This window comes from Flavobacterium sp. UBA4197 (assembly GCF_002379575.1).
In the GTDB taxonomy this organism is placed as follows: Bacteria; Bacteroidota; Bacteroidia; order Flavobacteriales; family Flavobacteriaceae; genus Flavobacterium; species Flavobacterium inviolabile.
This window is the reverse complement of sequence record NZ_DFUB01000031.1, coordinates 80,165-102,624: the sequence shown is the minus strand read 5'-3', so window position 1 is coordinate 102,624 and position 22,460 is coordinate 80,165. Positions and strand designations below refer to the sequence as shown.

The 22,460-nt window shown below is 34.6% G+C and carries 21 protein-coding genes; 20 read left to right on the top strand and 1 reads right to left on the bottom strand.

From position 1 onward, the window contains the following. The first annotated feature begins 75 nt into the window (after window positions 1-75). The 16 genes from B3394_RS15785 (at window position 76) to B3394_RS15710 (ending at window position 17,493) form a co-directional block, all read left to right on the top strand. Window positions 76-1,356 carry an oligosaccharide flippase family protein gene (locus B3394_RS15785; RefSeq protein WP_286926898.1) on the top strand — a complete coding sequence of 427 codons (1,281 nt, stop codon included), beginning with the start codon at window positions 76-78 and terminating at the stop codon, window positions 1,354-1,356. Continuing rightward, on the top strand, window positions 1,353-1,937 hold the full coding sequence (locus B3394_RS15780; RefSeq protein ID WP_286926895.1) for an acyltransferase: 585 nt from the start codon (window positions 1,353-1,355) through the stop codon (window positions 1,935-1,937). Before B3394_RS15785 ends, B3394_RS15780 begins: the two co-directional genes overlap by 4 nt. Continuing rightward, on the top strand, window positions 1,934-2,968 hold the full coding sequence (locus B3394_RS15775; RefSeq protein ID WP_286926893.1) for an ATP-grasp domain-containing protein: 1,035 nt from the start codon (window positions 1,934-1,936) through the stop codon (window positions 2,966-2,968). The genes B3394_RS15780 and B3394_RS15775 overlap by 4 nt, the downstream gene beginning before the upstream one ends. Window positions 2,969-2,972: 4 nt before the next feature. Beyond that, a complete protein-coding gene (locus B3394_RS15770; protein ID WP_286926891.1) occupies window positions 2,973-4,121 on the top strand; it encodes an O-antigen ligase family protein in 1,149 nt (382 codons plus the stop codon). Window positions 4,122-4,141: 20 nt separating this feature from the next. Then, window positions 4,142-5,209 carry a glycosyltransferase gene (locus tag B3394_RS15765; RefSeq protein ID WP_286926889.1) on the top strand — a complete coding sequence of 356 codons (1,068 nt, stop codon included), beginning with the start codon at window positions 4,142-4,144 and terminating at the stop codon, window positions 5,207-5,209. After that, the gene (locus B3394_RS15760; protein WP_286926887.1) at window positions 5,209-6,027 is read left to right on the top strand and encodes a glycosyltransferase family A protein; all 819 of its coding nucleotides are present in this window, start codon (window positions 5,209-5,211) and stop codon (window positions 6,025-6,027) included. Before B3394_RS15765 ends, B3394_RS15760 begins: the two co-directional genes overlap by 1 nt. Before the next feature lie 27 nt (window positions 6,028-6,054). Next, the gene (locus B3394_RS15755) at window positions 6,055-7,089 is read left to right on the top strand and encodes a GNAT family N-acetyltransferase (protein WP_177732581.1); all 1,035 of its coding nucleotides are present in this window, start codon (window positions 6,055-6,057) and stop codon (window positions 7,087-7,089) included. Window positions 7,090-7,098: 9 nt separating this feature from the next. After that, window positions 7,099-7,863 carry a polysaccharide deacetylase family protein gene (locus tag B3394_RS15750; RefSeq protein WP_177732584.1) on the top strand — a complete coding sequence of 255 codons (765 nt, stop codon included), beginning with the start codon at window positions 7,099-7,101 and terminating at the stop codon, window positions 7,861-7,863. 5 nt (window positions 7,864-7,868) lie between these two features. After that, window positions 7,869-9,086, top strand: coding sequence for a glycosyltransferase family 4 protein (locus B3394_RS15745; RefSeq protein WP_286926884.1), 1,218 nt, complete (start codon window positions 7,869-7,871; stop codon window positions 9,084-9,086). Next, entirely contained in the window at window positions 9,086-9,688 is a 603-nt protein-coding gene (locus tag B3394_RS15740; protein WP_286926883.1) for a sugar transferase, read from the top strand. The genes B3394_RS15745 and B3394_RS15740 overlap by 1 nt, the downstream gene beginning before the upstream one ends. A 1-nt stretch (window position 9,689) precedes the next feature. Continuing rightward, window positions 9,690-10,280: an acetyltransferase gene (locus tag B3394_RS15735; protein ID WP_286926881.1), complete on the top strand. Its 591-nt coding sequence runs from the start codon at window positions 9,690-9,692 to the stop codon at window positions 10,278-10,280. Window positions 10,281-10,376: 96 nt separating this feature from the next. Next, window positions 10,377-10,964 carry a sugar transferase gene (locus B3394_RS15730; RefSeq protein ID WP_286926879.1) on the top strand — a complete coding sequence of 196 codons (588 nt, stop codon included), beginning with the start codon at window positions 10,377-10,379 and terminating at the stop codon, window positions 10,962-10,964. Window positions 10,965-11,103: 139 nt separating this feature from the next. Continuing rightward, window positions 11,104-12,267, top strand: a complete 1,164-nt coding sequence (locus tag B3394_RS15725) for a DegT/DnrJ/EryC1/StrS family aminotransferase (RefSeq protein WP_286926877.1) — start codon at window positions 11,104-11,106, stop codon at window positions 12,265-12,267. A 197-nt stretch (window positions 12,268-12,464) separates the two neighbouring features. Further along, a complete protein-coding gene (locus B3394_RS15720; RefSeq protein WP_286926875.1) occupies window positions 12,465-14,294 on the top strand; it encodes a polysaccharide biosynthesis protein in 1,830 nt (609 codons plus the stop codon). Between the two features lie 37 nt (window positions 14,295-14,331). Next, a complete protein-coding gene (locus B3394_RS15715) occupies window positions 14,332-15,111 on the top strand; it encodes a polysaccharide biosynthesis/export family protein (RefSeq protein ID WP_286926872.1) in 780 nt (259 codons plus the stop codon). Between the two features lie 6 nt (window positions 15,112-15,117). Continuing rightward, window positions 15,118-17,493 carry a GumC family protein gene (locus tag B3394_RS15710; RefSeq protein WP_286926870.1) on the top strand — a complete coding sequence of 792 codons (2,376 nt, stop codon included), beginning with the start codon at window positions 15,118-15,120 and terminating at the stop codon, window positions 17,491-17,493. A gap of 45 nt (window positions 17,494-17,538) precedes the next feature. Here the strand turns inward: B3394_RS15710 and B3394_RS15705 are convergent, their stop codons facing one another. Further along, a complete protein-coding gene (locus tag B3394_RS15705) occupies window positions 17,539-18,273 on the bottom strand; it encodes a tyrosine-protein phosphatase (protein WP_286926868.1) in 735 nt (244 codons plus the stop codon). A 190-nt stretch (window positions 18,274-18,463) separates the two neighbouring features. On the opposite strand from B3394_RS15705, the gene B3394_RS15700 reads away from it, so the two are divergent. Genes B3394_RS15700 through B3394_RS15685 form a run of 4 tightly spaced genes read left to right on the top strand, consistent with a single transcriptional unit; the run spans window position 18,464 to window position 22,450 of the window. Further along, window positions 18,464-19,741: an ABC transporter ATP-binding protein gene (locus B3394_RS15700; RefSeq protein ID WP_177732615.1), complete on the top strand. Its 1,278-nt coding sequence runs from the start codon at window positions 18,464-18,466 to the stop codon at window positions 19,739-19,741. A 5-nt stretch (window positions 19,742-19,746) separates the two neighbouring features. Further along, window positions 19,747-20,580, top strand: a complete 834-nt coding sequence (locus B3394_RS15695) for a class I SAM-dependent methyltransferase (protein WP_177732617.1) — start codon at window positions 19,747-19,749, stop codon at window positions 20,578-20,580. Continuing rightward, window positions 20,565-21,467: a glycosyltransferase family 2 protein gene (locus B3394_RS15690; protein WP_286926866.1), complete on the top strand. Its 903-nt coding sequence runs from the start codon at window positions 20,565-20,567 to the stop codon at window positions 21,465-21,467. Before B3394_RS15695 ends, B3394_RS15690 begins: the two co-directional genes overlap by 16 nt. After that, on the top strand, window positions 21,464-22,450 hold the full coding sequence (locus tag B3394_RS15685; protein WP_286926864.1) for a glycosyltransferase family 2 protein: 987 nt from the start codon (window positions 21,464-21,466) through the stop codon (window positions 22,448-22,450). Before B3394_RS15690 ends, B3394_RS15685 begins: the two co-directional genes overlap by 4 nt. Window positions 22,451-22,460: the final 10 nt, after the last annotated feature.

Here is a 22,460-nt window from a genome sequence, read left to right as displayed (position 1 = left end):
TAGTATATATCGATTGGAAAAATCGGATTTTTTTGATTTTCAATATTGCTAGATAGTATTAAATGAATTTAAAGAGTGCCGAAAGTAAGAATATTTGAATTGGATAAAATGATTGAAAAAATAAAAATGATTTCTAAAAATAAAGAAATGAAAGTTCTGATGGAGAACTTTATTTCATTGTTTTCTTTGCAGATCATTGGAATGTGCCTGCCTTTAATTACGCTGCCGTATGTTTTAAGAGTATTGGAACTTTCAAACTATGGAATCATTGTATTAGCATCCTCGCTGATTAATTATTTTATAGCAATCACAGATTATAGTTTTAAAATTACAGCAACCAGAGATGTGGCTGTTTTTAAAAATAGTCCTCAGAAATTAAATTTGATTTATAGCAAAGTGCTAATTGTTAAAGGTATATTATTACTGATATCCATTGTTGTTATAAGTCTGATAGTATTGCTATATGAACCCTTTTACAAGGAAAGATTAATATTTTTCTTGACAATGCCAATGCTTTTTGGATATGTTATTTTTCCGGAATGGTTTTTTCAAGGCATTGAAAAGATGAAATATATTACCTTTTTAAATTTAGGAATAAAGGTGTTTTTTACACTGGGTGTTTTTCTGTTTATAACAAAAAAAGAAGATTACTGGGTATATCCTTTATTGCAGAGTTTAGGATTTATAGTTTCAGGAATTATCGCGCAGTTTATATTAGTAAAAAAATATAAGTTGAAGTTTTTTATGCTTAAAAGGCAAATGATCAAGCAAGCTTTTATCGTAAACTATCCTGTTTTTACAAATCAATTTCTTCCAACATTGTATAATAATACCAGTACTTTTATGTTGGGTATTATGGCAAATTCTTTGACACTGGGATTATATGATGCGATTAAGAGAATTATAGATTTAGGAGTGATGTTCATTAATATTTTATCCAGAGTATTTTTTCCTTACCTGAATAGAAATAAGAATGCCTTTGAGAGCTATAAAAAACTGATGTTGATTTCTGGTTTAACGCTTACGTTACTCCCTATAATATTTTCTAAATTAATCTTTTTCTACTTAAATATAAAATCGGAAGATTCCTTTGAAATCTTAGTAATTCTGTGTTTGGGAATATTTTTTGTCAGCCTGTATGATATCTTTGGGGTAAACTATTTTATTATTAAGAGGGAGGATAAAATTGTGATGAGAAATACTGTTTTTGCGTCATTATTAGGCTTTGTTCTGAGTTTTCCGCTTATCTCTTATTTTGGAATAATCGGGGCGTCAGTAAACCTAACCTTTACAAGAGGATTGATGGGTGGAGGATTGTTATATAAATATATAGGTCATAAAAATAAAATAAAATGATATTAATCAGACTGTATTATTTTCTAAAGAAAATATATCTTTTAAAATACCTTAAGAATAAAGGAGTGGAAATAGGAGTTAGCGCTCAGATTGTTAATAAACCCATTATTACCAAAGTGAAATCGGCTAAAATCATTATTGGTGATAATGTGACTATAAATTCAAGGAATGAAGGATACCATTTAAACATGCATTCTCCTTGTAAACTGGTTGCCGATAAACCTGAAGCAGTAATAATTATCGGGAATAATACCCGGGTTCACGGAACGTGTATCCATGCTTATAAAAAGATAACGATCGGAAATAATTGCCTGATTGCTGCCAATACACAAATAATAGATGCGAATGGACATTTAACATCATTTTCGGATGTTAAAAACAGGATTAATACACAGGATGAAGGAAGACCAATAACAATTGAAAACAATGTCTGGATTGGAGCGAATTGTATTATTTTACCAGGTGTTACAATTGGTGAAGGAAGTATTATTTCTGCCAATAGTGTTGTAAATACTGATATACCGCCTATGTCTGTTGCTGGTGGAAATTATGCTGTAGTTATAAAAAAAATAGAAAAATGATGACGTTCAAGATAGCTATACATCATGAGGAACATTCTGACGGATTTTCCAAGAGATGGGTCCGGTATTGCAAAGAAAACGGTATTGCATATAAAATAGTAAGTTGCTACAGTAGTGATATTATTAAGCAAATAGAAGATTGTGATATTCTGATGTGGCATCATGATCAGAGTAATTATCGGGATAAGCTGTTTGCAAAGCAATTGTTGTATTCAGTAGAATTATCAGGAAAGAAAGTGTTTCCGGATTTCAATACCGGATGGCATTTTGATGACAAAGTAGGGCAGAAATATTTGCTGGAAGCTATTGGAGCGCCTTTAGTACCAAGTTATGTGTTCTATAATAAAAAGGAAGCTCTAAAATGGGCAGAGACTACTGATTATCCTAAAGTATTTAAACTCAGAGGCGGTGCCGGTTCTTCTAATGTGAAACTGGTCAGGAATAGGAGTGAGGCTGTTAAGCTGATTAACAAGGCGTTTGGACGTGGCTTTTCACAATTTAACCGTTGGGGACATTTCAAGGAACGATACAATAGGTATAAATCAGGAAGAGATACCCTGTTTGGGGTGTTGAAAGGTTTTCGTCGTCTTTTTGTCCCTACTGAATTTGCCAGAATGACTGGTAACGAAAAAGGATATGCCTATTTTCAGAAGTTTATACCCAATAATGATTCCGATATACGGGTAATTATTATTGGAGATAAAGCCTTTGCGATAAAAAGACTGACCCGTGAAAACGATTTCAGAGCATCAGGAAGCGGACATATTATTTATGATCAGAATGAAATAGATATCCGATGTGTTAAATTAGCTTTTGAAATAAATGATAAGATACATTCTCAGTCTATTGGTTACGATTTTGTTTTCGATGAAGAAAATAATCCTTTAGTGGTAGAAATCAGCTATGGTTTTGTAGCTGCAGGTTACGATCCTTGTCCCGGCTACTGGGATAGCGAACTCAATTGGCACCAATCTCCGTTCAATCCGCAGCAATGGATGATAGAAGATTTATTCAAGCAATTGGAAAAATAAAAACATGAAAGTTCAGATTTACATACAAAATATATTGTTCCTTCTTCTTGCAATTTACTTCGCACAAGGTTCTTTGTATGAAACAGGGAGTGTTATATCTCAGTTTGTTTTGTTATTAGTTTTTGCTATTAGTATAACATATCTGATAAAAAGCCTTTTTTCAAGGGATAATAAAAATATATTTTATACTGCTTGGACGTTATTGTTGGGGTTAAATATTGTAGGTTTTGTTTTTACAGCTGATTATTCCTTGCATTTTGGGATGTTCAAAGGAATCCTTATCACGATGCTACCCTTTTATCCTTTTTATTATTTTGCACAAAACGGTACGCTGAAATCCAAACACCTGATCTATTTCTTTTTGTTGATCTTACCGATTATTATATCTCAGTTTTATGCGAATAGATATAAAATCCTTTTAGAAAGTAATATGGATGATGAAAACGTAGTAAATAATATTGCCTATTCCTTTGTTAGTTTAATACCGTATGTATTTCTTATTAAAAGGAGCAAAATAATCTCATTTGCCGCAATACTGTTGGTCATTTATTTTGTCATACTCGGTTCTAAAAGGGGAGCGATGATTGTGGGTGCTGTCGGACTTTTATTCTATATCTATTACCAGTTGTTTGCTGTGGAAAGAAAGAAAAGACTCAGAGCATTTGTTTTAGGGTTTATAGGGCTTTCAGTAATAGGGTATTATGGATATGGAGTGTTTGAAAGCAATGAGTTTTTTATGGAGCGAATGGAATCTATAAAAGAAGGAAATTCAAGCGGGAGAGACATTATTTATATGAATATCTTCAATGGATGGTATGAGAGTGAAAACTTTTTTAATGTGCTGTTTGGCTATGGCTTTGCAGGTTCAACGAAACTGAGCGGTTCCGGGCACCTTGCCCATAATGATTGGTTGGAGGTACTTTCTAATTTTGGATTAGTCGGTTTTTTTGTCTATCTGTTTTTATTTTTTGCGGCTTATAGATGTATCAGAAATCCGCTTTTGCCCAAGGACAAGAAAATATTGATGGCAACCATTTCAGCCATGTTTTTTGTGACCAGTTTGTTTTCTATGGGATATACGAATGAAAGCACTTATCTAATAACGATTATCTGGGCTTTTGCGGTTGATACTCGAAATCAAAAATTAAATTAAAATAAAGAAAGGGTCTTATTATGGAAAAAAAGAGAGTCGTTTTTGTAGCGGCTTCTACTCAGGGTGGCGGTGCCGAAAGAATGCAAATCAATATCATGCATTCTCTTTCTGTTGAAAAATACGATGTCTTTTTTGTGAATACCAGCATTGAGCCTAAGCCTCAAAGTTTGAAACCACACATTAAATATATTCAATACAATAAAAGCCATGCCAAAAATGCATATCGTTTGTTGTCTAAAGATTTAAAGCATATTAATCCGCATTATATTTTTACCACATCCATTGTTGTTGCGTATTTGTTGCAGATCATACGTATGATGTCCAGGCTTAAATCCAGGTTGATTGTTCGTATTGCTGTACCACCATCGGAGTTGTCACATGGAGGATTAAAATCGTCGGTTCTCAGTATGATTAATTCGTTTACTCTTAAGCATGCAGACCTGATTATTGCTCAGACCGAATTTTCGAAAACAGATGTTGCCAGACACTACAAAGTACCACTGACAAAAATAAAAGTAATCAGAAATATTGTTGATCAATCGTTATTAGACGAAAGTGGAGATCTGTATTTTCCGGGTGAATTTATTAGCGGGAATTATAACGTAGTAGCTGCGGGAGCCTTATATTCTGTAAAAGGATTTGACCTTTTAATTCATGCTATGAAAGAAGTGGTAAAGCACAATATAGCGACCCGTTTATATATTTTAGGTGATGAGCGATATGAGACGGGATACAAAGCCCAATTGCTGGATATGATAAAAGATAATCAATTAACAAATCATGTTTTTTTATTAGGCCATCAATCGAATCCTTATCCGTATTATAAAAATGCCGATTTGTTTGTATTGTCTTCACGTAAAGAAGGTTTTCCTAATGTTGTTTTAGAAGCATTATATTATGGAATCCCGGTTGTTGCAACCAATTGTGTGGATTTTTCGGAGGTCATCAATAATGGCGTAAATGGATACATTGTTCCTAAAGATTCGGTAAATGATTTATCGGAAGGGATAATTATGGCTATAGATCATTTGAAAAAGACTACTACTAACAAGATTGTTAATTATAATTACGAGCAAATTTTTAGCTGATGCATTTAGTTTCTGTTATTATTCCGACCTATAAACCCGGAGATTATATATATCAATGCTTCGAGTCGCTTTCTGTTCAGACTTGCGGCAATTCTGTATTTGAGGTTGTAGTTGTCTTAAATGGGGAAAGAGAGCCTTATTATGATAATATAGCGTCAGCTCTGAAAAAGCACAATTTTAATTACAAGCTGTTCTATACAGATATCCCCGGGGTATCAAATGCAAGAAATATAGCGCTTGATTATGTCGCAAACAGCAATACATCGTATGTTGCCTTTTTGGATGATGACGACAGATTAAGTCCGTCTTTTGTAGAAGAATGCTTAAAAAAGGCACAACCAGATGTCATTGTGGTATCCAATACCAAAACCTTTGTTGAAAACACAGATGAAAAGCTCGGAGATGATTATCTCTCCAGTTGTTTTAAAAAAAATCAGGGTAAAAAATATAATATCATAAATTACAGAAGTTTTCTATCAACAGTATGCGCGAAACTCATTCCGTTATCTGTTATCGGAAAAACCAGATTTGATACGCATTTTGCTATCGGTGAAGATTCCTTATTTGGTTTCGAAATATCCGGCAGCATAAATGAAATGAGCCTGGCAGACGAAAAAGCTGTTTATTTGAGAGGTTTACGGCCATTATCGGCAAGCAGAAAAAAACAAAAAAAAGTACCCCGTATTTTATGCAGCTTAGGCTTGTGTAAAAAGTACTCACAGGTTTATTTTACGCACTGGAGACAGTACAGTTTCAAGTTTTATGTAACGAGAATTTTAGCTGAAATGCAATATATTTTTAAAACCCTTATCCATTAATAATAACCGACTTAAAGCAAATAAATAATGAAATATACTTTTGAAGTTATTACATCTCCCGATATTTTGTGGGATAAAATGGCCTCATGCTATGACCATACTGTATTTAAGTCCAAAAACTGGGCGAATTTTCTGAAGGAGTTCTATAATGTGGCTCCGTTTGTTGTTTCTGTATCCGAAAAAGATAAAGAGATCGGCTATTTTTATGGACATAAAATAAAGAAGTTAGGCGTTCAGATAGTGGCGTCGCCTTTTGAGGGTTGGTCAACATCTTATCAGGGTTTATCAATGTTGAAAGAGATAACGGTGAATCAAAGATTGGATATTTATGAAGAATTAATAGCATGGTTGTTTAAGAACAAGCACTGTCGTTATTTTCAGGTTTCTGATTGGCAATTGGAAGTTGCGGAGTGCCTGCATCGTAATTTTACTATTGAATTGCAGAAAGGTTATGTGCTGGATCTTACAAAAGATAAGGAAGAGCTTTATAAAAATATGAGTTACAGCAGTGTGCGTTATTCAATTAATAAATCCAGAAAAAAGGGAGTAGAAGTAAAGGAAATTTCGGATGTAAATGAATATGCTCACGAATATTATAAACAGTTGAAAGAGGTTTTTCAGAAACAAGGTTTAACGCCTACCCATTCTATGGAGCAAACCAGGACAATGTTGCAGCATACCTTTTCTGAGAATATGATTGCTCTTTATGCCGTTAATCCTGAAGGAGAATGCTTGGCTTCAGCATTTTTTCCTTATGCTGGTAATTATGGTTTCTTTTCAGGAGGAGCAAGCTACCAATCGGCACAGAGTTACTGTCCTAATGAATTAATCATGTGGAGTGCTATAGAAATGTTGAAGGATAAGGGCGTGAAATATATGGAATTCGGTGGAGGGCGCCGTTATAAAGAAAAGTACGGTCCTACGCCTTATGTCAAACCAAAAATTATTGCGTCAAGCCTGCCCTGGCTTATTCCTGCCAAGTCATTTGCCAAATCAGCATTTTATACTGTTAGAAAAATTGGAGCATTGCTTAAAGGTAGAAGAGTCAATGAAGGTGTATAATAATATTAAATGATGAGAAAAATGATTTCTTTAATGTATCATGATGTATATGAATATACAGTTCAGGAAAGTGGTTTTCAAACATCACCAGCCAATAAATATAAAATTTCAAAAGAGGAATTTGCAAAACAAATTCAAAGTATATCCAAATATTGTAGTGATAGAAATATTTTAAAAGAAAATATAATGCTCACCTTTGATGATGGAGGGTCTTCTTTTTATTCAATAATAGCACCGATTTTAAAAGAATATGGTTTTAAGGGATATTTCTTTATTAGCACCGCATTTATTAATACTAAAGGATTTTTAACATCAGATCAGGTGATTTCGCTGCATGAAGAAGGACATTTTATAGGAGCGCATTCTCATACACATCCGGGTATGTTAAATAAATTGCCGTTAGTAGAATTGGAAGAGGAATGGTCCGTTTCAATTAAAATATTAAATGATTTGCTAAAGACTAAAACCACACATGTATCGATTCCTGGCGGTTCCTTTTCTAAGGAAATGGGAAATATACTTGCTAACAAAGGAATTGAATCGATATTCATATCACAGCCTACTAATAAAATAGAGTTTATCAGTGATAATTGTCGCACTATAGGAAGATTCGCAATTTATAACAATACAAAGGTTACGGAAGTTGAAGATTTATTGAAAACTATTTCGTTAACGCGTTTAAGACAGATTGTGAAATGGAAAAGTTTAATTCTGTTTAAGTATTTATTAGGGACAAATTATTTAAGGATTCGGAAATTTTTATTGAAATCATAAAGAGCATGAAAATTTTATACTTACATCAATATTTTAAATTTCCAAGTGAAAATGGAGGGACACGTTCCTATGATCTGGCTACTGGATTTGCAGAAAAGGGATATGAAATCGAAATAGTGACATCCACTTCAGATCCGGAATATAATCAGGCAAAACGTTGGGTAAAGTTGCAAAAAGATGGTTTAATAGTACATTACATCTATTTGCCGTATGGGAATCACTTATCGTATTTTAAAAGAGCTTTGGTTTTTTTTCAATTTCTTTGGTTTGCATCGTTTAAGCTGTTGGCAATAAAAACCGATTTAGTTTTAGCTACTTCTACACCTTTGTCTATAGGTATTCCTGCTTTGATAAAAAAATGGATGACTAAAACACCATTTGTTTTTGAAGCAAGAGATGTGTGGCCGGAAGCTGTTATTGCAATAGGAGCAATAAAAAATATTTATTTGCAGAAACTATTGTACCAACTGGAAAGAATAATTTATAAAAATGCAGCTGCAATTGTTCCCCTATCGGTTGATATGAAGAAATCCATTGTCGATAGATATCCGCAATTTAAAACGAAGCCTATTGAAATTATAGAGAACATTTCTGAAATCAGACGCTTTCAAAACAGCTATAATCAGGACAAATCATTATTGAAAGAAAAAATAGGGTTTGTACCCCGATTTACGGTTTTATATGCCGGAACTTTCGGTCGTGTGAATGGAATAGGTTATGTTGTGAAATTAGCCAAAGAAGTAGTAGCAATAGATCCGACAGTTGTTTTTGTATTAATTGGTGCCGGGGCAGAAAAAGAAATGATCACACAGCTCGCTTTAGATGAGGGCGTTTTGAATAAAAATGTTTTTATACTTGATCCGGTTTCCAAACAAGAGTTGCCACAACTGTATTATGAATGCAATATGGGAAGTTCTTTTGTGATACCGGTGAAAGAATTGTGGGCCAATTCGGCCAATAAATTTTTTGATACTTTGGCGGCAGGAAAACCGATATTGATTAATCATCCCGGATGGCAGAAAGATAAGATCGAATCTGAGGATATTGGTTATGTACTTCCGGAAAAAATTGACAAATTTGTAGCTCGTGATTTCGTAAGTTATACTCAAAATGTTGCGCTGATTCTAAAGCAATCCACCAGGGCTTTGGAAGTTGCTAAAGATAACTATTCATTAGAAATAGCAGTTGAAAAGTATATAGGGGTTTTTAATAAGATATTATAATGTATAAAAATTATTGTAAACGATTTTTTGATTTTACCGTTGCATTATTCGGTTGTATACTACTATTCCCCATTTTTGTAGTTGTAACGATTTGCCTCTATTTTGCTAATCAGGGTAAACCTTTTTTCTTTCAGGTCAGACCCGGGAAAAAGGAAAAATTTTTTAAAATCATTAAGTTTAAGACTATGAATGATAAGAAAGATGCTAATGGGAATTTATTACCGGATTCGGAACGTTTAACAAAAGTTGGAAGTTTTGTGCGTAAAACATCTATCGATGAGATTCCTCAGCTGATCAATGTTTTAAAAGGCGATATGAGCTTAATAGGGCCACGACCGTTATTGCCGGCGTATTTGCCATTGTATAACGAGATGCAAAAACAACGTCACGATGTTCGGCCAGGAATAACCGGTTGGGCACAGGTTAATGGTAGAAATGCAATCAGTTGGCAGCAAAAATTTGAATATGATGTTTTCTATGTAAATAATATTAGCTTTATGAACGATATGAAAATTATATTTTTAACAGTTAAAAAAGTTGTCGTGAGAGAAGGTATTTCTGCCGAAGGAGTTGCGACAATGGAAGCATTTAAAGGAAATTAATATGTATTTATACGGTGGTAGCGGACATTGCAAAGTCATTATAGATATTATTGCTTCTATAGAAGCATATAAAGTAAAGGGGATTTTGGATGATAATCCGAAGTCTGATCAAATTTGCGGGATACCTGTATTGAATAGTTCGGAATTAACAAAATTGGGAAATGAAATCTTTATAGTATCCATTGGAGATAATGTAATTAGGAAAAAAATCGTTTCTTTAATACATGTTGAGTTTGCTAAGGCTATTCATTCCAGTGCGGTAGTTTCCCCGCATGCTGTTATTGGAGTGGGAACAGTAATAATGCCTAATGCTGTTGTTAATTCAGGTGCAACGATAGGAAAGCATTGTATCGTTAATTCGGGAGCTATAGTTGAACATGATTGTGAATTAGGAGATTTTGTTCATATTTCTCCAAATGCTGCTTTAGCTGGAGGTGTTGTTGTAGGGGAAGGTGTTCATATTGGTATTGGGGCGGCTGTTATTCAAGGAATAAATATAGGTAAATGGGCAGTTATTGGTGCTGGAGCAGTTATTATCAGAGATGTTCCTGAAGGTGCAGTAGTTGTTGGAAATCCGGGGAAAGAATTATAAAGATTATTAGATTGTATTGAAATTGGTTTTATACAGTAGCGAGTGATGTTAATAAACAGAAAAACAAACCCTTTGTTTTTATAATAATATAGAGTAGTGAGTAAGCGACTTTTTGATTTCTTTTTAGCTTTTCTGTTATTGATTGTCTGTTCAGGTTTAATTGTTATGATCTGGATTGTAGCAGCAATTGAAACTAAATCTAATGGACTTTTTTTTCAAAAAAGAATCGGACAGTTCGGGAAAACCTTTACTATAATAAAATTCAGAACGATGCGTTCTATTGCCTTAAGAGATCCGGTATCGGGCGAATATGTAAATAGAGCAATTATTCCTCCGGTATGTGCTGCGCTTCGGAAATATAAGCTTGATGAATTACCTCAATTGATTAATATAATAATTGGGGAAATGAGTTTTGTTGGTCCGAGACCCGATTTACCGGGATATTATGATCAATTAGAAGGAGAAGAGCGAAAAATATTACAATTAAAACCGGGGGTAACCTGTGAAGCAAGTATTAAATATGCAGATGAGGAAAATCTTTTAAAGAAAAAGGAGAACCCTAAACAATATAACGATGAGGTAATTTTTCCGGATAAGGTAAAAATGAATCTGGAGTATTATTATAAACGGAGCTTTTTTGGGGATGTAAAAATATTATTTAACACTTTATTTCGTTTTTGTTAAATTTACAACATCATTTGGTATCTGATAAATACCACTTAGTCCCTAAACTATTCTGTATATATAGCTGCGATTTGTTTACATTGAAAAAAGAATAGTTACTTTTGCATTTAATAAAAGCTGTAAATTAAAATTTTAGATAATGAATTCGAAGATTTGGCTTTCTTCACCTCACATGGGAGGTACAGAGCAACAATATATAAATGAAGCTTTTGAAAGTAACTGGATAGCGCCTTTGGGACCGAATGTTACAGGCTTTGAAAATTCATTACAATCCTATTTAGCAAACAATGTTGAGGTAGCGGCATTAAGTTCCGGTACGGCAGCGTTGCATTTGTCTTTAATATTATTAGGAGTAGGACAGGGAGATGAAGTGATTTGCCAGTCAATGACTTTTTCTGCATCAGCAAACCCGATAGCTTATCAGGGTGCGACTCCCGTTTTTATTGATAGCGAACCGGATACCTGGAATATGTGCCCTGTAGCTTTAGAAAAGGCAATTATCGACAGAATCTCGTTAGGTAAAACCCCTAAGGCGATTATTGCGGTACATTTATATGGTATGCCGTATAAAGTTGATGAAATAAATAAAATAGCACAGCAATATAATATTCCGGTTATTGAAGACAGTGCAGAAGCATTGGGAAGTACTTATAAAGGCATTTCCTGCGGAACTTTCGGTGAGTTTGGTATCTTGTCTTTTAACGGAAATAAAATTATCACAACCTCAGGTGGCGGAGCATTAGCCGTTAAAAATGCCGAACTAAAAAAGAAAGCCGTATTTTTAGCAACGCAGGCGAGAGATGAAGCACCACATTATCAGCACAGTGTTATAGGATATAATTATAGAATGAGTAATATTTGTGCTGGAATTGGCAGAGGGCAGATGGAAGTATTGGATGATCATGTACAACTGCGTAGAAAAGTCAATCAATACTATGTGACGTACTTCAGGAATATTGAAGGGGTAAGCGTATTACAGGAGCCAAATTCGGATTATTTTTCGAATCATTGGTTAACCGCGATATATTTGGATCCGAAAATTCACGGCGAAAAATCGGCTGAAGATTTACGTTTGTTATTTGAAGAAAACAATATTGAAAGCAGACCGCTTTGGAAACCAATGCATTTACAACCGGTTTTTGAAGGAACACCATATTATGGAGAGACGGTTGCCGAGAATTTATTTAAAAACGGATTGTGTTTGCCGTCAGGATCAAATTTAACAGGAGTAGAAATGGAAAGAATTGGAACGGTTCTTGATAAGTTCTTCCAGTTAAAATTGAAAAACTCTTTCACATATTAGTTTTATCAGGATAATTATTTTTATAATGAATAATAATACATTTAAACTTGAAAAATAGTATTTTTCGTAGGCTATATTCGAATTTGGAACAGGCTTCAGCTACCTTTAGAGATGACTTTTCCTTGCAAAGTTTGCGCTATTTGCCAAGATGGATTGTCTTATTTATAGATATTTCTGTAGTGATTATTGCGTCCATAATGAGTTACTTTCTTTTGGACGGACTTGGTATTCAGTTTAAGTTAGTATTAAATAAAGACAAATTTATATACGTTGTAAGTGTTTACTTCTCGGTTACGATTTTCTTCTTTTGGTTATTCCGTACTTATTCCGGAATTATAAGGCACTCCACTTTTATAGACGGTATTCGCTTGTTTTTTGCGCAATCGTCTACTTTTCTGGTAATGTTTTTTATAAATGTATATTTTGAACAGGCAATAGGCGATAAATTATTCCTGAATACCCGTTTGTTCATCAATATCATTATCTCATTTATGGGATTGTTTTTATACCGTATTGTGATAAAACAATTCTTTGAACACTATCTTACAGAATCTAAAAACAATAAACTGGAAAGAGCGCTGATTTATGGTGATGGATTCAATGCAACGGCATTAGCCAATGCGTTACGATCAGAGCGCCCGGCCAGATTTAAACTGTTAGGTTTTATAGATTCTGACCGATCCAATACTACGAAAAGGATTTTAGATTTACCCATTTTTATCGTTAAGAAAAAGATTCCGGTGCTCCTGCGTTCGGTTGGTGCGAATGCTTTAATAATTGCAACAAACAGTTTGAAGGAAGACCAGATGATGGAGCTTATCGATGAATGTCTGGAATATGGATTTAAGGTATATACCATTCCTGTAGTTGCCGACTGGTCTGACGCGAAAGACATCTCTAAAAAAGTAAAATCAATTCAGATTGAAGACCTTTTGGAAAGAAAACCGATTCAGTTGGACAATACCTCAATTGGAAATGAATTGAGTAATAAAACCGTTTTAATTACCGGAGCAGCGGGATCAATCGGTAGTGAGATTGTTAATCAGGTTATTGCGTTTTCTCCTAAAAAAGTTATTCTGATCGATCAGGCAGAGACACCTTTATATCATCTGACTCTTGAACTGAATAAGAAAACGACGGCAACCAATATTTTTCCTTATGTGGCCGATATCCGGAACAGAAAGGAAATAGAAACCATATTTTCGAAACATAATCCCGATATCGTATTTCATGCGGCTGCCTATAAACACGTTCCTATGATGGAAGATCATCCTATTCAGGCTGTGTATACGAATGTTATGGGAACCCGGAATCTGGCAGACTTGTCGGTAGCATACAAAACGTCAAAGTTTGTGATGGTTTCCACAGATAAAGCTGTAAATCCAAGTAATGTTATGGGAGCCAGTAAGCGTATTGCAGAGAAATATGTGCAGACGCTTAATTATCATTTGCATAATAATGGAATACAGGAGACTAAATTTATTACAACCCGATTTGGAAATGTATTAGGATCTAATGGTTCTGTAGTGCCTTTGTTTAAACAGCAAATAGCAAATGGCGGACCAATAACAATAACACATCCTAAAATCATCCGTTATTTTATGACCATTCCGGAAGCCTGTCAATTAGTATTGGAAGCCGGAGCAATGGGTAGTGGCGGTGAGATTTATATTTTCGATATGGGAAAACCGGTAAAAATTATCGATCTGGCCCGTAAAATGATCAGAATGGCAGGTTTACAGCCGGACAAGGACATCAAAATTGAAATTGTAGGTTTACGTCCCGGTGAGAAATTATATGAAGAGTTGTTGAATGATTCTTCAAAGACATTGCCAACCCATCATGAAAAAATCATGGTAGCAGTTGAAGTAACCGATACGTTTGAAGATATTTCTCAGGCAATAAATATATTAATTCAATTAGCTGAAGAGGGACATGAGATGTCAAAAATTGTAATGCAGATGAAAACAATTGTCCCGGAGTTTATCAGTTTGAATTCGGCGTTTTCAACCTTAGATGTTAATTAAAAAATCAAAAGCATATCTTTGCGCAAATTTTATTATTATGAATATTTTTCCTCGCTTTTTCTGTTTGCTATCAGTAATAACGGTACTTTTCTTGTCGTCATGTGCGCAAAAAAAAGACATTGTTTATTATCAGAATATTGACCAGTTCGCAACGGGAACAGCTTCTGCTTCTTTTGAGCCAAAATTGCAGCCTGATGATTTGTTAATGATTGTTGTTTCTGCTGAAAACCCTGAAGTAGCAGCTCCATTTAATTTGTATGCTGTAACAATACAGAGTAATCTTGAGACAGCAGGAAATCAACCGCGTTTACAAACGTATTTGGTAGACTCTAAAGGAGAAATTTCTTTTCCGGTTATCGGTAATATAAAATTAGGAGGATTGACAAGAAGTGAGGCGATGGTAAAATTAAAAGAGCTGTTGGGAGTGTATATTAAAAACCCAACGGTTAATATGAGAATCCTGAACTATAAGATTACGATTCAGGGTGAAGTAACCAGACCGGGTACATATCCAATACAGTCGGAACGGATTACACTATTGGAAGCAGTTAGTATGGCCGGTGATTTAACAGTTTACGGAAAACGTAATAATATATTGGTGTTAAGAGAAATGGATGGAAAAGTGACTTCAACTAGAGTAGATTTAACGAATTCAAATTTTATAAACTCTCCGTTTTATTACCTGAAACAAAATGATGTAGTATATGTGGAGCCTAATAAAACAAAAGTAAACTCTTCTGTTATCGGACCAAATATTACGGTTGCGATTTCAGCAATCTCCCTATTGATAACCATAATTGCTTTAACCACAAGATAGATATAGATGAATCAGGAATTTAATAATTTTGAAGAGCAAAACGAAAATAACTTTTCTATTCGTGAACAGATTGATAAATACTTAATCCATTGGCGTTGGTTTGTACTGGGGATATTTCTTTCACTAGTAACGGCATTCTTGTATTTGCGTTATTACACATCGCCCAGTTATAAAGCTGTTTCAACTATACTTGTAAAAGATGATAAAAAAGGGGGTATCGCTTCTGAGTTAGCTGCTTTTTCTGATATTGGAATGTTGACAGGAGCAAAAAGCAGTGTCGATAATGAAGTGGAGATCTTAAAATCCAGAACATTAGTAGAAAACGTTATACAAAGATTAGACCTAAACGTATTCTATATCGCTGAAGGAAGAGTTAAGTCTTCTTTTTTATATAAAGATTCGCCAATTGAAATTGAGTTTACAAATAAAAGCAAAGATTTTTATTTACAAAATTTTGCTTACAGAATAGAAAATAAAAGCAATAATCGTTTTTTTATCTATGATGACAAAGAGAATAAATTAGGGGAATATTCTTACGGTAGTGAAATAAGAACCAAATATGGAACATTAATTGTTAACAAAAAATTAGAAAACCTGATAGATGCTGAAGGTAAAAGCCATAGTAATAATCCTTTCGTTGTCCATGTTAAAATAGTTTCCTTATCGAAAGTTACTGAAAATTTTAAAACAAAATTGATGGTAAACCCGTTAAGTAAGAATACCAGTGTTATCGAATTATCGCTAACCGATCCTGTAAAAGAAAGAGCGGAGGATTTTTTAAATGCTTTAGTTAGAATATATAATGAAGATGCCATAGCAGATAAAAACTTTATCTCTGAAAACACATCCCGATTTATTTCACAGCGTTTGAGTTTGATTACGGATGAGTTAGATGGTGTTGAAAAAAATGTGGAAGGCTATAAAAAGCAAAATAAAATTACAGATATTACTTCGGAAGCGGGATTGTTTTTGGAGAATGCCAGTTTGTATGAAAAAAATGTTGTAGAAACGGAAACGCAGCTTAAGGTTGTGGCTTCCATGAAAGAATTTTTGAAAAACAGTAAGAAAGGAGACTTACTTCCGAGCAATATAACCTCCGATGCGAATGCCTCCACCTCTATTGATGAGTACAATAAATTGGTTTTGGAGCGCAATCGTATCTTAAAGAGCTCTACACCAAATAACCCGGTTGTGATTTCATTAGATGAAAAAATTGTTTCGCTGAAAGCTGGAGTTGATGAAAGTTTGTCAAGAATGCAATCGGCTCTGATGATCAAAAAACGAGATATGGACAGACAGGAAGGTTTACTGGGCGGTCGTATTTCGCAAATTCCGAGACAGGAAAGAGAATTCCGTATTTTACAGCGCCAACAGCAAATCAAGGAATCACTGTATCTTTATTTATTGCAAAAAAGAGAAGAAACAGCTATTTCACTGGCTGTAACAGCACCCAATGCAAAAGTTGTTGATGCTGCAAAAGCATCCGATATCCCTGTTTCGCCAAGAAAAGGCATTATCTATTTAGGAGCATTAATTCTTGGATTATTGCTGCCATTTGGAGTTGTCTATTTTATGGATTTATTAGATACCAAAGTAAAAACGCGGCAAGATATTGAAGAACGGATTAAAGCGCCGTTTTTGGGAGATATTCCGCAATCACTTTCTGCTAATGAGTTGATTAATACAACCAGCAGAAGTAGCGCAGCTGAGGCTTTACGAATAGCCAAAACAAACCTGGAGTTTATGTTGAATCATGTTCCGGACGGACAAGCCAAAACTATTTTTCTGACTTCCACTTTTCCGAAAGAAGGTAAAACGTTTGTAACGGCTAATATGGCGGCTACAATTGCACTATCAGGGAAAAAAGTATTGTTGATTGGTATGGATATCCGTAATCCAAGATTGGATGACTATATTCCAATTCCTTCAAAAGGACTAACAAATTATCTTTCCACAAAAGATGATTCCATCAAGGACTATATAATTAAACATAACGGATTTGAAGAGTTCTATGTACTGCCTTCAGGAGTAATTCCTCCTAATCCTGCTGAGTTACTGATGAGTAAAAAAGTCAATTCTCTTTTTGAGGAACTTAAGAAAGAATATGATTATATTATTGTAGATACTGCTCCGGTTAGTTTAGTGACGGATACCATGTTGGTTGCTCATCTGGCAGATGTATTTATATATGTAGTGAGAGCAAATTATCTGGATAAACGTATGTTACGTGTGCCGCAAATCATCTATAAAGAAAAGAAATTGCCAAACATGTGTATGTTGTTAAATGATACAGATACAACTAAAGGCTATGGTTATGGCTATGGTTATGGTGCAGATTTTGAAGACGATAGGCCTTGGTGGAGAAGACTGTTAAGCAGATAGACCTGCTGAATTTTAATAAAAAAGCCCTTATTAATAAGGGCTTTTTTATTGGAAGAAAGAATTTCGTTTCATAGCGGCGATCAATGATTCCGCTTCGCTGATTTTTATTTTCCTTGAAAAGGAATCAATATGATTTTTATGGTGAATGTCAGAACCGGTAAAATCTATCATGTCATTTTTAAAAAGCTTGTCGACTGTTTTGGCAACGGGTTCTCCATAGTAACCTACAGTAGATAACAGGTTCGCCTGAAAATAACAACCGGCTTTTTTTAATTTTTTATAAGCATCAAAATTGTTGTGGTAAAAATTATAACGCTCCGGATGGGCTAAAACAGGTTTGTAACCCGCTACCTGCAATTCAAACAATATATCAAACAATTGAATTGGCGGATTGATATAGGACATTTCCACTAAAACATAATTGTCTTTTAAGGTTAGTAGCGGTTCTCTCACGAATAATTTCAGAAATGTATCGTCTATCATGTATTCCGAGGCAGCCCGTAAATTTAGTTCACCGGTTAGATCCGGGAGCTGCGTTTTAACAGCTGCAAGCTTTTCGGTTATACCCTCTTTGGTATTATCCCATATACCGGAGCAGGTATGGGGAGTTGTAATCATGTTGCTAAATCCGAATTCTTTACAGGAATTTAATAAAAACAAAGTGTCATCTATTGTTTTTGCACCATCATCAATACCATAAAGGATGTGGGAATGAATGTCGGTATAGCCTTGAGGAATAAGCTCTTTTAAAAGCGGTTTTGATTTAAAAAATGATAACATGTGACAAAGATAATTAAAATTAAAAAGAAATTTATTAAGGTTAGAAAAACGAGATAACGGAACGGGAATAAGTAGCGTTAATTCTATGGTTACATCGTTTTCCGGTTCTTAATTTTACTATATTTGACAGCGTCTAAATTTATAGATAAGTTTGTAAGCAATTAACAATATAATTAGCAATAATAATCTTTTGAAAGATATAATTCTAAAAGCCGAACATATCTCCAAACAATACCGGTTAGGAACGGTTGGCACAGGAACAATAAGCCATGATTTAAACAGATGGTGGCATAAAATGAGAGGGAAAGAGGATCCGTATCTTAAAGTTGGCGATATAAATGACAGGTCCAGTAAAGGCGATAGCGATTATGTCTGGGCATTGCACGACATTAGTTTCGAAGTAGAACGGGGTGAAGTATTAGGGATTATTGGAAAGAATGGTGCCGGAAAGTCAACTTTACTAAAGATTTTATCCCGGGTAACTGCACCAACAACTGGAATTATTAAAACCAAAGGAAGAATTGCCTCCTTGCTGGAAGTAGGTACAGGTTTTCATCCTGAGATGACCGGTAGGGAAAATATTTATCTCAACGGCTCAATTTTGGGTATGACAAAAAAAGAGATCAACTCTAAAATTGATGAGATTATTGCTTTCAGCGGTTGCGAGCGTTATATCGATACACCGGTAAAACGCTATAGTAGCGGGATGACAGTGCGATTAGCGTTTGCTGTTGCGGCTCATTTAGAACCGGAAATCTTAGTTGTTGATGAAGTACTTGCTGTGGGTGATGCCGAATTTCAGAAAAAGGCAATTGGCAAGATGCAGGATATTTCCAAAGGTGAGGGAAGAACAGTACTGTTTGTGAGCCATAATATGGCGGCTGTAAAAAGTCTTTGTACTAAAGGAATCGTGATGGAACATGGAAGGGTAGTTTTTCAGGGTAATGTAGATGATTGTATTGATGAATATTTGAAAGAATCAAACAGTAGCGCAAGCAAGACATGGAATGAAGAACATCCGGGTTCTGATTTTATACGACTACACAAAGCAGAAGTGCTTAATTCAAATGAAGAGGTTTCCTTAAATCATATAATTTCAAATCCGGTAATGATCCGGTTTACCTATGAAATTTTAGCGGAAAACCAACTTTTCACGCATGGCTTTAACCTGTTTAATAATCAAAATACACATATTTTAAGTTCACACGATAAAGATTCGGATACCCTGTCAAAACCGTTATCAAAAGGAATATATACAAAAACAATAATCATACCCGGTAACTTTTTGGCAGAAGGAGGGTATTCCTGTAGTTTTGCAATCATGCGTTACAGTCCGTTTCATGTTGAATTTCACGAAATGGATGTTGTTGGATTTAATATAATTGATGAAATGGGAGAAAATACAGCCAGAGGAAATTATTCTGGAAGATTCCCTGGAATTGTAAGGCCGTTATTAAAATGGGAATAAAAAAAATGAAAAAAAAATGGTCCGGTGAACGCCTGGAAACATTCATATACGGTAGAGATGCTGTCGATCATTTACACCGATATGGCATTGCGTTATCGTTTATAAAAGATAAAACAGTATTGGATATTGCATGCGGTGAAGGTTACGGGACGAATTTAATGGGAAATAGCGCATCGTTTGTTTATGGTGTAGATATTGACCCGGATACTATTGAAGCAGCTAAACGAAAGTATAAAAAAGAAAATATTCAATACGCAACAGGAAGTACAAGTGCAATTCCGCTTGAAGACAATAGTGTCGACGTTGTCATCAGTTTTGAAACAATAGAACATCATGACCAGCATGATGAAATGCTTAAAGAGATCAAACGTGTTTTAAAACCGGGAGGGATCGTCATGATCTCCACTCCGGATAAACTGTATTATACCGACCAAAGAAATTTTAAAAATCAGTTTCATATAAAAGAACTGTATAAAAAAGAATTTAGTGATTTAGTCTCAGGATATTTTAATAACCAGCAGCTTCTCACTCAGCGTTATGTAAATGGAAACTCATTAATTACGGATGATAATGAACAGGATAATGTTTCCTTTATTACAGGCAATTATCTCGATATAACCAAAACGGTAATCACACCATTATATTTAATCGTAATAGCCTCTGATTCGGCTTTTGAAAAACAAGGATTATCGGTTTTTGAAGGAACGGAAATAATAGAAAAAGAGATAGATAATCAACTTCAAAAAGTTTATAATTCCAACTCTTATAAAGTTGGACATCGTATATTATTGCCCATCAAGCTCTTAAAAAAGATATATAGAAAATGCTTGCAATCGTAATTCCATATTACAAACTAGTTTTTTTTAGAGAGACGTTAGAATCTTTAGCGAACCAGACAGATAAGCGATTCAACGTATATATTGGAGATGATGCCAGTCCTGAGAACCCTCAGGAATTGTTAGAAGCATACCGGGATAAAATAACATTTACCTATACTCATTTCAATGAAAACTTAGGGAGTATTTCGTTAGTGAAACAGTGGCAACGCTGTATTGATCTGATTCAGGATGAAAAATGGATCATGATTCTTGGGGATGATGATGTATTGACAGATAACATGGTAGCATCCTGGTATCGCAATTACGAACAATTTAAGGATAAGGCAAATGTTGTGAAGTTCGCAACAAAACTAATTTTTCAGGAAAACGCTACAACTTCCGAGCCCTATTTACATCCTGTTTGGGAAAAAGCAACGGATTCCTATTTTAGAAAATTTAAAGCACTTACAAGAAGCTCTTTGTCGGAGTATATTTTTGCAAAAAAGGCATATGATGAACATGGTTTCTATGATTATCCGTTAGCATGGTATAGTGACGACAGTGCCTGGATAGCTTTCTCAGAACAAAAAGAAATTTATTGTATTAATGAAAGCCTTATTATGATCAGGCTTTCGGAAGTAAATATTTCAGGAAAGAAAGATAATATTGCCTTAAAAATGAAGGCGAAAGAACAATTTTTTAAAGATTTTATCCTAGAAAGATTAAGTGATTTTAATAAGAAACAGCGATTAGAACTGTTGCTGGCTTATGAAGTGGCCATAAAAGACCAAAGAAACCCGATTGGGAAAGAATGGCTGACTTTAGGATATTATTATCTGATTAACTTTAACGGGTTAGCATTATTAAAATTTATAAGACGTTTTTTTATCAGTACTTTTAAAAAATGAAAGCTTTAGTATCCGTAATTGTTCCTACATATAACAGAGCAAATCTAATTGGACAGACCTTAGACAGTATTATTTCTCAAACCTATAGCCATTGGGAATGTATTATAGTTGATGATGGCTCAACGGATAACACAGAAGAAATCATATCCCGATACCAGGATAAGGATAACCGGTTCCGATTTTACAGAAGACCTGATGATAGAATTAAAGGAGCCAATGCCTGCAGGAATTATGGCTTTGAGAATAGTCGGGGAGAATATATCAAGTGGTTTGATAGTGATGACCTGATGCATGCCGATTTTCTGGAAAAACAGGTTCAGCTGCTGGAAACAGAAAAAGAACTGGATTTTTGTGTTTGCCTGGCACAAGGCTTTACTGAAGGGACAAATGATAAAACTGTTTTTAGAGCAAACAGGACTCCTGAAGAGGATGTATTAACGGCGTATCTTACCAAAAATCATTATTTTTTTACAGCATGTCCATTGTGGAGACGTTCGGTTTTACTCAACAAAGCATTATTTGATGAAGAATTATCGAATAGCCATGAAACGGACTTTCATTTCAGGATGCTGTCAAATAACTTAAAGTACGTTTATAAAGAGGATGTACTGTTTTCTATTAGAAGAGGACATCAGAGTATCACACAGGATAAATCGAATGAATTTACCTCTCATATTTCCCGTTTTAAATTTTTCCTGAAAGCATTTAAAGTAGTAGAAGAATCGGATATTCAGAATAAAAATCCACTCAAACAATATATACTGTACAGACAACTCGGCTTGTTTCATCTGATAAAAAACAATTCGGGTAAAACAATTCAGGGGAGTGGTTTCAAAGTCTTAAAAAATATTTACCATACGAAATATCCGTTAAAAAGTAAGATTAGAATTTATATCGGGTATATCCTGGTTGCGATTTCCGGCAAAGGATATAATTTTTTAAAAAGCGCAAAAACCGATATGATTGAAGCTATTGAAAATTAAACAATCTGTT

Bases quoted from the DNA above. Each gene is read 5' to 3' on its own strand.
- B3394_RS15780 (WP_286926895.1), top strand. From the start codon at position 1,353: ATGATATTAATCAGACTGTATTATTTTCTAAAGAAAATATATCTTTTA.
- B3394_RS15775 (WP_286926893.1), top strand. From the start codon at position 1,934: ATGATGACGTTCAAGATAGCTATACATCATGAGGAACATTCTGACGGA.
- B3394_RS15770 (WP_286926891.1), top strand. From the start codon at position 2,973: ATGAAAGTTCAGATTTACATACAAAATATATTGTTCCTTCTTCTTGCA.
- B3394_RS15765 (WP_286926889.1), top strand. From the start codon at position 4,142: ATGGAAAAAAAGAGAGTCGTTTTTGTAGCGGCTTCTACTCAGGGTGGC.
- B3394_RS15760 (WP_286926887.1), top strand. From the start codon at position 5,209: ATGCATTTAGTTTCTGTTATTATTCCGACCTATAAACCCGGAGATTAT.
- B3394_RS15755 (WP_177732581.1), top strand. From the start codon at position 6,055: ATGAAATATACTTTTGAAGTTATTACATCTCCCGATATTTTGTGGGAT.
- B3394_RS15750 (WP_177732584.1), top strand. From the start codon at position 7,099: ATGATGAGAAAAATGATTTCTTTAATGTATCATGATGTATATGAATAT.
- B3394_RS15745 (WP_286926884.1), top strand. From the start codon at position 7,869: ATGAAAATTTTATACTTACATCAATATTTTAAATTTCCAAGTGAAAAT.
- B3394_RS15740 (WP_286926883.1), top strand. From the start codon at position 9,086: ATGTATAAAAATTATTGTAAACGATTTTTTGATTTTACCGTTGCATTA.
- B3394_RS15735 (WP_286926881.1), top strand. From the start codon at position 9,690: ATGTATTTATACGGTGGTAGCGGACATTGCAAAGTCATTATAGATATT.
- B3394_RS15725 (WP_286926877.1), top strand. From the start codon at position 11,104: ATGAATTCGAAGATTTGGCTTTCTTCACCTCACATGGGAGGTACAGAG.
- B3394_RS15720 (WP_286926875.1), top strand. From the start codon at position 12,465: ATGAGTTACTTTCTTTTGGACGGACTTGGTATTCAGTTTAAGTTAGTA.
- B3394_RS15715 (WP_286926872.1), top strand. From the start codon at position 14,332: ATGAATATTTTTCCTCGCTTTTTCTGTTTGCTATCAGTAATAACGGTA.
- B3394_RS15710 (WP_286926870.1), top strand. From the start codon at position 15,118: ATGAATCAGGAATTTAATAATTTTGAAGAGCAAAACGAAAATAACTTT.
- B3394_RS15705 (WP_286926868.1), bottom strand. From the start codon at position 18,273: ATGTTATCATTTTTTAAATCAAAACCGCTTTTAAAAGAGCTTATTCCT.
- B3394_RS15695 (WP_177732617.1), top strand. From the start codon at position 19,747: ATGAAAAAAAAATGGTCCGGTGAACGCCTGGAAACATTCATATACGGT.
- B3394_RS15690 (WP_286926866.1), top strand. From the start codon at position 20,565: ATGCTTGCAATCGTAATTCCATATTACAAACTAGTTTTTTTTAGAGAG.
- B3394_RS15685 (WP_286926864.1), top strand. From the start codon at position 21,464: ATGAAAGCTTTAGTATCCGTAATTGTTCCTACATATAACAGAGCAAAT.